At 64.2% G+C, this 12,579-nt stretch carries 16 protein-coding genes; 4 read left to right on the forward strand and 12 right to left on the reverse strand.

The window, feature by feature from the left end:
- Window positions 1-141: 141 nt before the first annotated feature.
- From ABZ463_RS09480 to ABZ463_RS09535, 12 genes are all read right to left on the reverse strand, one after another.
- Window positions 142-2,187: a hypothetical protein gene (locus ABZ463_RS09480; protein WP_362774765.1), complete on the reverse strand. Its 2,046-nt coding sequence runs from the start codon at window positions 2,185-2,187 to the stop codon at window positions 142-144.
- Complete coding sequence (locus tag ABZ463_RS09485) at window positions 2,187-2,573, reverse strand: hypothetical protein (RefSeq protein ID WP_362774768.1); 387 nt, start codon at window positions 2,571-2,573, stop codon at window positions 2,187-2,189. Before ABZ463_RS09485 ends, ABZ463_RS09480 begins: the two co-directional genes overlap by 1 nt.
- Entirely contained in the window at window positions 2,570-2,845 is a 276-nt protein-coding gene (locus ABZ463_RS09490) for a hypothetical protein (RefSeq protein WP_362774771.1), read from the reverse strand. Before ABZ463_RS09490 ends, ABZ463_RS09485 begins: the two co-directional genes overlap by 4 nt.
- Window positions 2,842-3,126 (reverse strand): hypothetical protein, encoded by a 285-nt coding sequence (locus ABZ463_RS09495; protein WP_362774774.1) that lies wholly within the window; start codon window positions 3,124-3,126, stop codon window positions 2,842-2,844. Before ABZ463_RS09495 ends, ABZ463_RS09490 begins: the two co-directional genes overlap by 4 nt.
- On the reverse strand, window positions 3,126-4,046 hold the full coding sequence (locus ABZ463_RS09500; RefSeq protein ID WP_362774777.1) for a hypothetical protein: 921 nt from the start codon (window positions 4,044-4,046) through the stop codon (window positions 3,126-3,128). Before ABZ463_RS09500 ends, ABZ463_RS09495 begins: the two co-directional genes overlap by 1 nt.
- Window positions 4,047-4,058: 12 nt before the next feature.
- A complete protein-coding gene (locus tag ABZ463_RS09505; RefSeq protein WP_362774780.1) occupies window positions 4,059-4,535 on the reverse strand; it encodes a Pycsar system effector family protein in 477 nt (158 codons plus the stop codon).
- Window positions 4,536-4,570: 35 nt separating this feature from the next.
- Complete coding sequence (locus ABZ463_RS09510) at window positions 4,571-4,744, reverse strand: hypothetical protein (protein WP_362774783.1); 174 nt, start codon at window positions 4,742-4,744, stop codon at window positions 4,571-4,573.
- Between the two features lies 1 nt (window position 4,745).
- Window positions 4,746-5,027: a hypothetical protein gene (locus ABZ463_RS09515; protein ID WP_362774786.1), complete on the reverse strand. Its 282-nt coding sequence runs from the start codon at window positions 5,025-5,027 to the stop codon at window positions 4,746-4,748.
- A 1-nt stretch (window position 5,028) separates the two neighbouring features.
- Window positions 5,029-5,571, reverse strand: a complete 543-nt coding sequence (locus ABZ463_RS09520; RefSeq protein ID WP_362774789.1) for a WhiB family transcriptional regulator — start codon at window positions 5,569-5,571, stop codon at window positions 5,029-5,031.
- Between the two features lie 111 nt (window positions 5,572-5,682).
- On the reverse strand, window positions 5,683-5,853 hold the full coding sequence (locus tag ABZ463_RS09525) for a hypothetical protein (RefSeq protein ID WP_362774792.1): 171 nt from the start codon (window positions 5,851-5,853) through the stop codon (window positions 5,683-5,685).
- Window positions 5,854-5,871: 18 nt separating this feature from the next.
- Window positions 5,872-6,438, reverse strand: a complete 567-nt coding sequence (locus ABZ463_RS09530) for a hypothetical protein (RefSeq protein ID WP_362774795.1) — start codon at window positions 6,436-6,438, stop codon at window positions 5,872-5,874.
- Complete coding sequence (locus tag ABZ463_RS09535; protein WP_362774798.1) at window positions 6,435-6,566, reverse strand: hypothetical protein; 132 nt, start codon at window positions 6,564-6,566, stop codon at window positions 6,435-6,437. The genes ABZ463_RS09530 and ABZ463_RS09535 overlap by 4 nt, the downstream gene beginning before the upstream one ends.
- Window positions 6,567-6,815: 249 nt before the next feature.
- On the opposite strand from ABZ463_RS09535, the gene ABZ463_RS09540 reads away from it, so the two are divergent.
- From ABZ463_RS09540 to ABZ463_RS09555, 4 genes are all read left to right on the forward strand, one after another.
- Window positions 6,816-7,664, forward strand: coding sequence for a GntR family transcriptional regulator (locus ABZ463_RS09540; protein ID WP_362774801.1), 849 nt, complete (start codon window positions 6,816-6,818; stop codon window positions 7,662-7,664).
- Entirely contained in the window at window positions 7,661-8,338 is a 678-nt protein-coding gene (locus tag ABZ463_RS09545; protein ID WP_362774804.1) for an HAD-IA family hydrolase, read from the forward strand. Before ABZ463_RS09540 ends, ABZ463_RS09545 begins: the two co-directional genes overlap by 4 nt.
- Before the next feature lie 439 nt (window positions 8,339-8,777).
- A complete protein-coding gene (locus ABZ463_RS09550; protein WP_362774807.1) occupies window positions 8,778-11,111 on the forward strand; it encodes a restriction endonuclease in 2,334 nt (777 codons plus the stop codon).
- 469 nt (window positions 11,112-11,580) lie between these two features.
- Complete coding sequence (locus ABZ463_RS09555; protein ID WP_362774810.1) at window positions 11,581-11,862, forward strand: hypothetical protein; 282 nt, start codon at window positions 11,581-11,583, stop codon at window positions 11,860-11,862.
- The last annotated feature ends 717 nt before the right edge of the window (window positions 11,863-12,579 follow it).

Raw genomic sequence — 12,579 nt, forward strand, 5'->3', positions numbered from 1 at the left:
ACGCTGGGTGCCACGGGGGTGCCACACGGGGTGCCACGGGGGGTGCCACGATGCGTGGCACCCCGTCTGACCTGTAACTCCCTCCCCCAGACCCCCGCCGTGGCACCCGAGGGGGTGCCACGCGATCACTGGAAGGGGCGGTCAGACCTCGGGCCGGGTCGGCATCAGGTAGCGCTGGGCCTCGTCGTCGTAGCCGCCCAGCACCCCGGCCCTGTCCAGCCGCTTGAGCTGTTTCTGCACCCAGGAGCGGGAGACGTCCGTCGACTCCCACAGGGGCTTGAGGTCTCCAGAGGAGAAGTCCCGGGCGCCGTCGTCCCACAACTCCTGCAGACGTTCCATCAGCGCGGCGCCGCGCTCCTCGGGCGTCATCTCCCGATCCGGTGCGGCGAACGTCATCGGAGGTTCGCCGTCAGGGATGTCGGGGATCTCGTCGTCCAGGTCGGCCTGCACGTCCGGGTCAGGGTCGTCGGTGGCCAGGTACTCGGCGGCCACGTTCCTCACCTCCTCGTCGTCGGCGTCCTCGTCGCTCGGGATCTCCGGAGCGTCCAGGGCGGGCAACGGGGCGGGGCTGGTCAGCGCGGAGGCGTCCAGCCGGGACAGAGTCGCGGTGCCGGGGTCGACCTTCTTGTAGGCGGCCGGGAAGGCGGCGGCGTGCGCGCGCAGCGCGGCGTTGGCCCGCTCGTCGTCGAAGGCCCCGTTGGCGTCGAGTCCCCAGGCGTAGGTGCGCATCGGCATCGTGATCCGCTCGTCCGGGATGCTGGGCGCGTCCAGGTAGGCCATGCCGGGCTGCTTGTTCGACCAGAGTTCGGGGCGGCATCCGGCGTCGTCCTGCTGCTCCGACAGGCCGAAGGACGCATCGGCGGCCGAGTCGACGCCGAAGCACATCTTGGCCAGCTGCCCACGCGCCAGAGTCGGCATCTGCGTGTAGTCCGAACGCTGCAGCGACAGGACCACCGTGCCGCCCGCGCTTCGGATGGCCTTGACCAGGCTCAGGAACTGCTCCTGCTCCTTGTCCGACAGGGCGTCGAAGATGTCGGGGAACTCCTCCAGCCACAGAATCCAGTAGGTCAGGCCGCAGCCCTTGACCCACTTCTGCAGGCCCTTGGCGGCCAGCTGGTCGGTACGCTCCTTGACCTTGGCCTGCATCTCGCCCAGCAACTGGCGAGCACCTTGCTTGGTGGTCTCCAACCGGTGCAGCGCGGGCTTGAGCGGGCCGAGGGTCTGCTCGCCCTTGGTGATGTCGATCGCGAACACCGCCACGTCGTCCCGGGTGACGGCCTCGGCCAGGAAGTTCCACGCCCCGCCGATGGACTTGCCCGCGCCGGTCTTGCCCATGACCTGCAGGTGATGGCCGGTGATGACGTAGGCGACCTCGTCCAGGTCCTGCCACAGCCCCAGCCGGATCGGGTCGGCGATGGAGGCGCCGGGCGTCGAGGGGCCGGGCCAGGGGATCGGGTTCTTCATCACCCGCGGATCGGATATGACGACTTTCGCTCGGCTGGCGTCGTCCGGGTCGACGCTGGTGGTGATGCTGCCGGGCGGCAGGCCGATACCGGACTCGACGTAGGGGAGCTTCTTGGTCAGGTCGTCGGCGGTCTGCCGTCCGGCCTCCAGCTGTACCGCCCCCTCGACCTTGTGCGCGCTCGCCCGCGTGGTCCTCGCCTCCACCGCGTGCATCCCGGCGGCGGTGGCGCCGCGGCCGAACAGGAACCCCAAGGGGTCGGTGACGGCCCCGGCCACGTCGATCTGCTTGGTGCGGATCACGGTGCGGATGTTGAACGACAGCGCCATGGTGACCCCGCCGATCAGGATCAACCGGCCCGTCACCGTGGAGGCGGGGCCGTTGATGGTGGCCGCGCACACCCACAGCCCTCCGGCCAGGGTGGTCAGGGTGGTGTGCAGCCGGCCGACGGGGCTGCGGGCGTGGGACTGGTGCCACGTCAGGCCCGTTAGCCCGATCACACACCCGGTGATCAGGGCGGTGGTCCACGCCACCACCTGCGGGTCGTCAGAGCGCAAGGTGACGTGGAAGACGAACCCGAGCCCGAACAGCAGGACGCCGATCAGCCAGGGCGGGAAGTACAGCAGCGCCTTGGACACCTCGCGGGTGGCGACCTGCTCCCAGGAACCCGGGCTGTCCGGCACGGCCGGGATGACGGTGGGCGCGTGCTGCGCGTGGCGGGCCATCAGACATCGTTCCAGTTGAACTCGGCACGCCGCTTTTCGGGCTTGGCCTGCGGGAGGATGTCGACGAACTCCTTGCGGAACTGGGCGTGGAACTTCACCAGCTCCACCCCGGAACCCTTCTGCAGCTCGGCGGCGCGCTTGAGCCGCTTGACCACCCGGCGGGCGCGCATGCGCACATCCGGCGCCCCGAACACGCTCAGAACCGGGTGGCCCTTGAAGGAGCGGATGAGCACGGCATAGAGCTCATCAGCGCCGAGGGTGAGTTCCTCGCCCAGGTCCCGGCACAGGTCACGGCCGACCTTGGCGTAGTTGGTGATGGCCACCGGACCCTGCCAGGGGATGTTGGACAGTTCAGGGATGCGGCTACGGCCGGGCTTGTCGCTCACAGGTCGTCGTCCTCTCCGAAACGGTGAGAGCGGGAATCACGGATGGCCTGGCGCAGCAGACGGGCCAGGTAGGCGATGCGGCGGGTACCGAGCCGGGCGGCGATCAGCGCGTCCAGCGCGCCGATCAGCAGCCCCAGCGCCTGACCGAGAACGGCTAGCGTCATCAGCAGCCAGGCCAGCACGCTCAGGCACAGGTCCCGCACACGTTCGTGCAACGGTCGGGGCGGGGCGTCGGTGATGACGTAGACCACCCGGGGCGGACGCACACTCACCGATCCACCCCCGCCAGGTCGAACAGGGCCCCCTGGTTCGCGCACAGACCGCACGGCTCCCACGCCGACCGGCCGTGAGCGCGCGGGGCCTGGCACCGCTCAGCGGCCGACACCTTCGGCAGGGACAGAACGTGCTCGTTCAGGTCCACCTGGGCCATGCGGCGGGCCGCGTGCTCCTGTCCGGCCGCGCCACACAGGCACACGAACCGGTAGACGGTGCTGACCTCCCCGGCAGTGCGGGTGATCGTCGGCTGGTGCCGGACAGGTGCGACGGTGGTCATCAGGCACCCCCGGCGAGGGCGTCACGGACGGCGCGGGCGTCGTCCATCCCGCAGCGCAGGGTGCGCTGAATCCGGGTCGCGCTCGGACTGTCGGGCAGTTCCCCGGACTGGATCAGGGCGCGGACTCGGTTCACGAGTTCGGTGTTTGCCCAGTACGTAGGCCCAGTAGGGGCGGGCTGGTCAAGGTGGGAGAAGGCGGCCAGGATGACCGGCAGGGCGGTGGTGATAGCGACCGCGACCACAGGGCCGAGGATGTGCAGCACCAGCCGGGCCAGGTTGAACGGCTCGGCGACGAGCGGCAGGTACGGCCAGGCGTTCATGCCGACCGTCAGGGCCAGGAACAGCCGTTCGACCTTGACCAGAGTCGGGTGGTCCAGCACATGGCCTCGGGTGCCTAGATAGGCGCGGGCGCCGACCACAACGAGCAGGGCCAGCGACAGGAACGGCTCGACCAGCCAGGCGAACCACCACACCGGCGACCCGACAGGGGCGCCGTCGGCGGCGAACGCCTGCACTCCGGCCGTGGACCAGGCCAGCGCGAGCGTCAACGACGTCAGCGCCACGCCGACCAGCAACCGTCGCACCCGCATGCTCTGGTAGATCCGCATGGCGGGGTCCTGGGCCAGCTCGGCCAGCCGTCCGGCCTCGTGCGCGGCCTGCCGCAACCGCCGCACCCGCGGACTCTCCACCAGGAGAGGGGTGTCATCGTCTTGCAGTTCGGCCAGGCGGCGAGCCTCGGCGACCTCGGCCCGCAACCGCCGCACCCGGGCGGTCTCCCCACTGACCTCCTCCCGATCAGCCCGGTCGGTCTGGTCGGGGACGTCGACGGCCGGGGGGTGCTGGGCGAGGTGACGTTCCAGCGCGGCCAGCCCTCGGGCGACCTCATCCGGTTCCGGAGCGGGAAGGGGGATGGTGGTCATGACGGCCTCCTTTCAGCGGCTCAGCAGCAGCGCGACGAGCACGGTGGTCGTCGCGGCAATCAGCAGCCACACCGCGACGCGGATGGTCCGGTACTTAGCGAGGGTCAGGCGAGACAGCCGCCACACCTCGGCCGCCAGTCGTTCCGCTTCCTCCTCGGCGCCGTCGACGTCGGGGGTGAGAGCGGTGAGCAGGTCGGCCGGGCAGGTGTGCCGGGCGTGGGCGACGAACCCTGTACCGCCACGGCGGGGGATGCGGGGCAGTACCGCGACCAGCACCACCCCCACCGCGGCGGCGAACAGGAACCCGGCGAGTTGCCGCAGAACAGTCACCGCCCCGGCGATGTCGGTCGGTAGGTCGACGGTGGCGACAAGGGCGAGTCCCCCAGCGGCCAGGGAGACCAGCAGGGCGCACTTGGCGTCCACCCGAGCCAGCTCACCTCGCACCGCGGCTACCTCCTGCTGCAGCGCGGCAACGACGCGATCGGACATCGATGCGGTGTGCATCGTGGAGTGAGTCACGGCGATCACCGGCCACGGGATCGGGTCAGGGTGCGGCAGGCGCCGCACTGGGCCGACAGACGAGCACCGTGGGTCGGGCAGCGCTGGATCTGGCCGACGCTGTCGGTGCAGCGTGGGCAGCCGGTCAGCGCGGTGTGACGGCGCGAGCAGGCCGAGCACTGGAAGCGGGTCATGCTCACCTCATCTCTCCTTGTCGCTGGTCGGGGCCGGGGTGGAGATGGTGGGGGCGGGCTTACCGTCGGCCTGCTGAGCGGCCCAATCGGGGATGGGGCCGAAGGTGGTGGCCAGGGCGGTGCTCATCGCGGCCCACAGCGCCCACGCCTCGTCGGCGTTCAGGCCGAGCCGGGCGTTACCGACGCACACGTACACCGCGTACGAGCCGCCGGTGCGCACCGTGACGCGGGTCTTGCCGGACTTGTTCCACGGCGCCGGGGCCAGGACGGAGAAGTAACGCTGTTCCATGTCAGGCCACCCGCTGCCCGAACTCGGCCATCCGGTCGGCCTGCTCGGGCGTACGGCCCGCCCAGATCCCAGAGAAGGGACGAACTTCGGCGGCGTACAGGCCGCACAGCAGGAGCGCGGGGCAGGTGGCGCAGACCTCGCGGGCGATCTCCTCGCGGGCGGCCTGCTCGCCAGACGTCTCAGCGTCGGCGCCGGTGTGCATCTCGGGGTCGTAGGCGCACTCAGGAACCGGCGGCTCACCCTCGATGCGCCAGGCCGCGGCGAGCTGCTCGCCGGTCATCCGGGACGGGTGCAGAGGCGGCAGGGCCTGAGCGCCGTAGGCGTCGGCGTAGACGCGGGCCATGGCGCCCAGGTCGGCGCCGCTGTGGTTGGTCACGTCGGTGGTGCACACCGTGCCGAACCGGCCACCGGTGCGCTCCACCACGGCCAGACGCGCCGCGGTCGGCAGTGACGGGTCCCGCAGACGCAGGCCCTCGGTGATGGGCTCGACCCCCACCGTGTGCCGGATCGCGTCGGTGGTGTGCAGGCGAACGAGATTTGCCATGATGGCGAGAACTCCTGACTACTGAAGAGTGGAAAAGGAGCCGGCCGGGGCGGCGTCGGGACTTGGCGGAAACGAGCCGCCCCGGACCAGCAACGGAGAAGGTCCGGCGGGTCAGCTGGCCATCACGGTGGAGGAGTGGCCGTTGGCGCACTCGCCGGTGAACAGGCCCTTGAGGTCGTCGCTGTAGCCGATGGTCGGCTGACCGCACACGCAGGTGTAGGCCATCGTGAACTGGGCGTCGTGGTTGGTCCGGTACACGGCGAAGTCGACTTTCTTGCCCATGACGTGCTCCTTCGAGGTCTATGAGTGAGGGGTCTGGGCGGCGATGGCGGCGGCGATCCAGCGGGCCGCAGCGCCCCGGGAGGGCAGGCCGTGCCGGGCCGCGGTGGGCGGGTCGTAGCCGACGCCGGCTGCCCACACCGTCCCTCCTCGCGCGCCTCGGCCGCGGGTGATGACGCCGGCGACGTCGGTGGCGGTGCGGGGGACGGCGGGGGTGGCGGTGAGGAGGTAGCCGACCGGGTCAGGCGGGGTGCCGATGCGGCGCAGGACGGCCGGGCCGGGGTGCAGCCACAGCCCGGCCGACCGCAGGGCGGGTTGGCCGTAGCCGGTGACCCAGGTCGCGGTCAGCCGCAGGTCCGCCTCCGACCGCATCTCGTCGACGTCGGGATTGGGGTCGGTGTCGGGAGCGATGTGGGCGGTGAGGTCGTGGACGGTGCCGCACGACCAGCACACCGCCCGCATCCCCAACTCACTCACCCCACCGGGGCGCTCCAGGCGCAGGGTCTGCACGTCCCAGGCGGGACGGCGGCAGCCGGGCAGGTGACCGACGGGCCGCCAGTTGAGGTAGGCGTGCCGAAGGTTGCTCACCGCTGCCTGCCGCACTGCCCGGTGCCCTCGCACACCCCGCACTTCTGGGTGGAGGTCATCCACCCCTCACCGCCGCAGCAATGACAGGGACCCCGGAGCGCGATCAGCAGAGTCGTTCTGTGGGACATGATTGGTGTGCTCCTTGTCGAGGAGTCGCGGGGCTGTCCTGGTCTTGGCGGATGGGGACAGCCCCAGTTTTTGAGGCTTTCGGCGCGATTGCCGGAAGCCTTTTCCGTGCTCTGAGCAGCCCAAATAAGGCCCCTCCAGCCGCTTCCGCTCCTCGCGGCGGCGACATGCTCAACATAGACAACCTGCTTAGGCAGGTCAACAGAGTTGAGCATCTCGGCTGTGTTGGGCATGTGGATTAGCATTGGGGTATGAGCCTCGACCCGGACGACCCTCGCCCGCCATACCAGCAGGTCAGCAGCTCTCTACGAGCCGCGATCCTCACGAAGAGAGAGGGGTTCCAGCCCGGCGACAAACTTCCTTCAGGGCCAGAGCTGTCCAAGCACTACGGCGTAGCCCGCGGAACAGTGGACAAGGCCCTGGATCTCCTCAGGAGCGAAGGGCTGATCGTCACCCGGCAGGGAAGCGGCTCGTTCGTCCGCGAGCGGACGGAACGGCCGGTCGGCCTGCGCCCGCACCTGGAGGCCGCGTTCGCCGAGCCACACGTCACCATCGACTTCTCGGGCTTCTCCAGCGAGACGCTGCACAATGCGATGCAGGAACCGCTCGACAAGGTCCGCTCAGGCCGTCTCGCCCCGGAGACGATCAGCGTGCGGCTGCTGCTGCCGGACACCTCGGCGCCGATGGCCGTACCGGTCCTCGTGGACGAGCTGCGCGACGAGGCCGCGCTTCGGGAGCGTGCCCGTACCATCGCGCTGACCAACGCTGGCGGCATCGCGCACTCGGTCGAGGTTCTCGCCGAACTCGGGCTTGTTCAGTCGGCGAGCGTTCAGGTGAAGGTGCACAAGGCGTCGAGCCTGTTCAAGCTGTACATCCTGAACCGCTCCGAGGCCTTCTTCGGGTTCTACCCGTTGCGTGAGCGGTCCCTGACGATCGACGGCGACAGCCACACCTTCTACGACGTCACCGGGAAGGACACCACCCTGTTCCACCACTCCGCAGGCCCGGACGACGCCTCCCTGGGCTCCCAGTACGTACAGCAGGCCCAAGTCTGGTTCGACAGCGTGTGGACCACCATCGCCTACGAGCGTCCCGCATGAACGCCGACCTTGCGGAAGTACTGCGGCCGGTGAAACACGTCCTGATCGACTTCGACGGCCCCATCTGCTCGGTCTTCGCCGGCCTTCCCGCACCGGAGGTCGCCCAGCGCCTCCGCGCAGCCCTGCTCTCCTACAGAGAGAGGCCGTCGACGAGCTGGGAGAGCGAGACCGACCCGCTCGCTCTTCTGCGACGCATCAGCACCGAACGACCGGACCTCGTGGGAATCGCGGATGCGGCGCTGACGCGGTTGGAAGAGGAAGCCATCCAACTTGCTTGCCCAACTCTCGGGGGAGAAGCTGTTCTCCGAGCCTGTGGCGATTCCGGTCGAACCGCCTGGATGGTCAGCAACAACGCGAGCAGCGCCATTCGGGCCTACCTGAACGCACATGGTCTCAGCAGCCAGGTAGCGGGTGTTTTTGGCCGCGTCCCAGGTGATCCGGCGTCGATGAAGCCCAGTCCACGACTGCTGCTGGACGCCATGAACGCCGCTGGTTCCGCCCCTGCGGAGTGCGTCTTCATCGGCGACGCCGTACGAGATGTCGAAGCCGGTAACGCCGCAGGCGTACCAACCATCGGGTATGCCAACAAGCCTGGGAAGGGCAGCTCCTTGGCAGCTGCCGGTGCTGTGGCGGTTGTGGGATCGATGAAGGTCATCGCAGATGCTCTGCTGTGAGTTACGCAGTACATGCAAGTGCGCAGGGCGCGCCTCTGAATGAGAATTTTCTACACGAGTATCAAGGGCGAGCCGCCTACGGTGGCCCGCCTCGCGCGCCGGTCGGGCGTGCGGCTCTTCGGCCGGCCCTGGCCGGTGTCGCCCGCACCCGAGGGGCGGCAGGAGTCACCAGATAAAGGCCATGACGATCACTCACTTTGGTCCCCGCCGTAGGTAGTCGGGGTGATCGGCTGCTGCATGGCTTCCGGTACTCGGACCTAGTGGCCTTGTGCTCCGGCTCTTGCCACCGGTAGAGAGCGTTGCTGTGTTCATGGGCTGATCAGACCGATCTGCAGTTCATCATCTTATTCGACTAGGTGCGTGGCTACAGTAGGTCAACGCATACTGCAGTGGAGAACCTTGGCAGTACACGCATGCCTCGGCATCAGGAGTAGAGTAAATGGATTCTTTCGACATCGGGCGACTTACAGATTTTGACTTCGAGGAAATCTGCAAAGACCTATTTGAAGGACATCTTAAACGGCGGCTAGAGATATTCTCTGCGGGCCGGGATAGGGGGATTGACTTACGTCATCTTGCGACAGATACAGGAGCTTTGGTAGTCGTCCAGTGCAAGCATTGGGCTAGGTCTAAGCGTTCTACTTTGATTAAGCATATCGAAAAGATCGAGCTACCGAAGGTTAAAAAGCTCAATCCATCTAGATACATCCTTGCGACATCTACCGAGTTGACAGTCGAGGCCAAAGATGAGTTAGCGACAATTTTATCCCCGTATTCCGCCCCCGAAGATATATTCGGCCTAAATGAACTTGCGGCCCTGATCCGGAACAATCCGAGAATTGTTGAGCGCCATCTCCGTCTCTGGCTAAGTAGTACAGCAGTCCTTCAATCACTACTCAACAAAGAAATTTTGACCCGCTCTGCATGGCTGCGAGAACAAATTGATGAGTCGATTAAGACGTACGTGCCGGGCGAGGCGTATTCACAAGCAGAAGACCTCCTAAATCGACATCATGTATGCATAGTCTCCGGAATTCCTGGCATTGGAAAGACTACGCTGGCCCAAGTTCTTGCAGCCGTACATACAAGTGAGGGATACGAAGTATACGACGTTTCCGAGGACATAAAAGAAGTTAACTCGTTGTGGGACGAGAAATCTCAACAATTCTTCTATTACGATGACTTCTTGGGGCAGTCAACTCTTGATGATAAGTTGCGGAAGAACGAAGATAGCCGCCTCATATCCGCTCTAGAGCGCATCAGGAAATCGTCAAACAAAAGAATTGTTTTGACGACTAGAGAATACATTCTGCGACAGGCTAAGCAGCGTTACGAACGGCTGAGCCGTTATGAAATGTCGCCTTGGACATACGTCCTTGACTTGGGCAAAGCTAATCCGCTTGTTCGCGCAAAGATGCTTTACAATCACACGTATTTTTCAGGCCTGCACCGAGATCGGGTCGCAGAAATTTCCGCCCCCGACGTGTTTGATGCGATCATTTCGCACCCAAATTTCAATCCGCGGATCATTTCATTTATTCTAGCCAAGCTGGCCGCTACGACGGACTCCACTCAGTCCTTGGCGTCCACAATTATCACTCATCTCGATCACCCCACAAGCTTATGGGAGCATATTGTAGAAAACCAACTTGATGAACTCTCGGTGCAATTACTAACAGTACTTCGCACATTCGCACCGGGGGGAGCTCAGATAGACGAATTTAGGAAGGCCGTGGCTGCGTATCGCACCAGCGTCGGCCTGACCCTGGACACTAGTCAATTCCGGCGTTCGCTGAACATCCTGGAGGAGACGATGATCCAGGTAAACTCGGTGTTCGACCAAACATTAATTCGTTTCCACAATCCCTCCATTCGAGACTATCTAGGCACGTATATCGGCAATTCTCCGGAGATCGTATCGACACTGCTCGTCTCCGCTACTTTCTTCGAGCAGGTGCCCAACATATGGAGTCTGAGCGGGAAGCGGATGGGAACGTCCCAGCCGTCGCGGCTGTTCTTCCATTCTGCGGAGTTGTCTGCTGCGATAATTCGAACCTTCAAGTCCACACTCCCGTTTGATCCTTCATATACCATTGGGCGAGAACGCATAGTGGACTGGTTCAGGAGAATCGCCGAAGCAATGCAAATCTCCAATGCGCTCGATCTACGTGATGTTGCCGTCTTTGTAAAAGAATTTCTCGTCCAAAAGTATATAGTGGAAATGGTGCCTCATACTGATTGGATGTCTACAATGATACAAGCCATCTGGGCATCACAATCTCCAGAACTGGCTGCAATTAGAGACTCAATACTTGAGCAGGTTATTGACCTAGAGCTAGCAGATGTGCGCGATTGGGAATCGGCAAAATCGGTATTTAGTGTATTCCAAGAGTATGGGGAGCTCATCCCGGATGAAGCTATTGAATTTGTCCAGCAGGAGATGTTAAGGGAGGTTGGAGAATGTCTCGCCTATGTTACCGAAGCGGGCAAGTTTGAGGAACTATATACTCTCGAAGAGGTTGAGTCGATGTTGGACTATGCCAGATATGAACTGGGTTTCGATGATCTTCGCGCGGTGGAGCAAATAGTACTCAACTACCGCCTAGAACACGGCCTAGGGGTATCCACGCCTGTCATTCCAGGACAGTTGCCGTTGTTTGAAATAGATTCATCTGGGGAGAGTGCAGAGGTGATCCGCGAGGCGATGGCTGCACTCGGAGACCAGCACGATTCGGCTCTTGATTCAATCGAGGAGGGCGACGAAAGTCTGTAGAAGTGGCTCGCGCAGGGCGTCACCGATCAGAGTAAACAATAAAGATACCTACGGTGTTTGGCACGCTGTGCAGCGGGTGAGGTCAATCCCCCGAGATCTTCATCGAGGTTGAGGCAGTTCAGTTGCCTATATGGAGCCTATGAAGATCCTTCGCAAGCACAGGTAGCGGAGCGCGGCACATACGCGAAATGATCAATGGATAACCAGCAGGCCGCGATGGCATACACCGAGGTGAGGGGGCATCGACGACCAGACGTGACGACCGCTCTCCTAAGGCGGATGTCCTTTCGAATTGATCATTTCCAGGCTATGAGGGAAGAGCAAGGAGCGAACTCGAATGGCTCAGGGATGATGAGTGGTGGATTTTTCCCGTGTGGAGCGCGAGTATCTGGTCAGGGTGACGGCGAGCCTGTTCACTTACGGATCTGATGCCCCGGAGCTGATCAATGTCTAACTTCATCTGGAATCGATGACGGTCTTGGTCCGTGTCGCCGCTGATTGGACTCTGCAGATCGCACCGGACGAGCCCGGGGAGAGTTACACGATGCCGGAGCTCGGCAGCCGGGTCGATATCGTTCCGGTGCCTGACGAGGTTCCGTTCGTGCGCCATGTCGGTGAGCGGCTGGTGCGGGTGATCGAGAGATTCGACGCCGAGGCCTACGACGAGTGCATCGAGGCGGAGTTCGTCTTCGACACGGGAAGTGTGGTCGCCTGGAGCTTCGAAGGCGATCTCCACCTGGCCGACCGGTGAGCTCATGAGAATGCTGGTGCGAGGTCTCCACTCGGAACAGGCGGCTACCGATCGTGGGATACGCAGGAGACTCGTCATGCACCGAATCGTCGTTGCCCGGCCTCTCATGCGTGCCGGTCGCCGTGAGGCTCGGACGCCCGTGGCGGCAGCTCTTCCCAATGCCTTCCCAAGGTGGGTGTGCCGGTTCGGCGACAGAGGCGTTTGCGCAGGTAGAGGGTGCGTCTCGTTGTGACTGCGTGGGTGTCTCATAATCCCTGGGTCGCGGGTTCGAGTCCCGCCCGCCCTACCCTCATGAATTCCTCGGAATAGCCCCTCTGAGCTGGCAATACGCAGATGGTCCGGTGTCGTTCGGCGCCGGACCATTGCCGTTCCACCCTCGAAATGATCTCCTGCCGGACCATTGCCGGACCATCCGAGTTGATCATGAAGTCTCTGGAATCTAATCCGGCCCGCCGATGGCGTACAGTTCACCTCCCGGCCGCCCCGGTACCCACCTGCCGACGGCGGCCGGGCTGCATCTCGGGCATGGAAGGGCCCCGGGCTCTTTTATGGTTTTCGGGCTGTTTGCGTAAAAGTCGCATTATGTCCTGGTTCGCAGAGGTTCGCATTGCTCACAAGAAATTGCGAACCAGGTGTGAGCACATTCGAGCGCCAAACAGCGGATTTACCCTATGCGCCGCTGCTACTTTCGGATCCGACTCGCAAGCACCATGCGCG

It is taken from the genome of Streptosporangium sp. NPDC020145 (assembly GCF_040631275.1).
Classification (GTDB): Bacteria; Actinomycetota; Actinomycetes; order Streptosporangiales; family Streptosporangiaceae; genus Streptosporangium.

Excerpts from the sequence above, each read along its gene's own strand:
- ABZ463_RS09480 (WP_362774765.1), bottom strand. The coding sequence starts at position 2,187 with ATGGCCCGCCACGCGCAGCACGCGCCCACCGTCATCCCGGCCGTGCCG.
- ABZ463_RS09495 (WP_362774774.1), bottom strand. The coding sequence starts at position 3,126 with ATGACCACCGTCGCACCTGTCCGGCACCAGCCGACGATCACCCGCACT.
- ABZ463_RS09500 (WP_362774777.1), bottom strand. The coding sequence starts at position 4,046 with ATGACCACCATCCCCCTTCCCGCTCCGGAACCGGATGAGGTCGCCCGA.
- ABZ463_RS09505 (WP_362774780.1), bottom strand. The coding sequence starts at position 4,535 with ATGTCCGATCGCGTCGTTGCCGCGCTGCAGCAGGAGGTAGCCGCGGTG.
- ABZ463_RS09515 (WP_362774786.1), bottom strand. The coding sequence starts at position 5,027 with ATGGAACAGCGTTACTTCTCCGTCCTGGCCCCGGCGCCGTGGAACAAG.
- ABZ463_RS09520 (WP_362774789.1), bottom strand. The coding sequence starts at position 5,571 with ATGGCAAATCTCGTTCGCCTGCACACCACCGACGCGATCCGGCACACG.
- ABZ463_RS09525 (WP_362774792.1), bottom strand. The coding sequence starts at position 5,853 with ATGGGCAAGAAAGTCGACTTCGCCGTGTACCGGACCAACCACGACGCC.
- ABZ463_RS09535 (WP_362774798.1), bottom strand. The coding sequence starts at position 6,566 with ATGTCCCACAGAACGACTCTGCTGATCGCGCTCCGGGGTCCCTGTCAT.
- ABZ463_RS09540 (WP_362774801.1), top strand. The coding sequence starts at position 6,816 with ATGAGCCTCGACCCGGACGACCCTCGCCCGCCATACCAGCAGGTCAGC.
- ABZ463_RS09545 (WP_362774804.1), top strand. The coding sequence starts at position 7,661 with ATGAACGCCGACCTTGCGGAAGTACTGCGGCCGGTGAAACACGTCCTG.
- ABZ463_RS09550 (WP_362774807.1), top strand. The coding sequence starts at position 8,778 with ATGGATTCTTTCGACATCGGGCGACTTACAGATTTTGACTTCGAGGAA.
- ABZ463_RS09555 (WP_362774810.1), top strand. The coding sequence starts at position 11,581 with ATGACGGTCTTGGTCCGTGTCGCCGCTGATTGGACTCTGCAGATCGCA.